The organism is Vibrio sp. 10N.222.55.C6, assembly GCF_041473395.1.
In the GTDB taxonomy this organism is placed as follows: domain Bacteria; phylum Pseudomonadota; class Gammaproteobacteria; order Enterobacterales; family Vibrionaceae; genus Vibrio; species Vibrio crassostreae_C.
The window spans coordinates 1-400 of the sequence record NZ_JBFRSD010000354.1 but is presented as its reverse complement, the minus strand read 5'-3'; the positions used below and the strand labels follow the sequence as shown (position 1 = coordinate 400).

1 protein-coding gene is annotated in these 400 nt (G+C 44.2%); it reads left to right on the top strand.

Annotated elements, in window-relative coordinates:
- Positions 1–23: 23 nt before the first annotated feature.
- Positions 24–400, top strand: a 377-nt coding sequence (locus tag AB4486_RS24090; RefSeq protein WP_372119138.1) for a hypothetical protein, incomplete at its 3' end; no start/stop codon positions are given.

Here is a 400-nt window from a genome sequence, read left to right as displayed (position 1 = left end):
TAGATACAATACATAGTGTATCAGTGGAATTTGAGGACGTCGCAGAGGGCGTTCAAGCGGTCGAAACGTTAACCGAATACACGGTAAATGGCTTTGATATCGACGATGTTCAAACCCATCAAGCTCAATGGGCTCAGACTTTAACCACTGTAACGCAGGATTACGTGCAGAGTTTCGTGGAGTCTAAGCAGGACTGGGGTGCAGACGGTTACATCAATGTTGAACTTCGATTTAATAATATCCCTGATGGTAGCTATGTCTACGAATATTCGACACCAATATGGGCAAACCCACAAGATGGTGAATTCCATGAATACGCCGATTTTAACTTTAACGATGGTAAGTGGGACGAGCTCACCTCGTACTGGAACTATTACCGCAAAGAGGTGCTAATCAATGG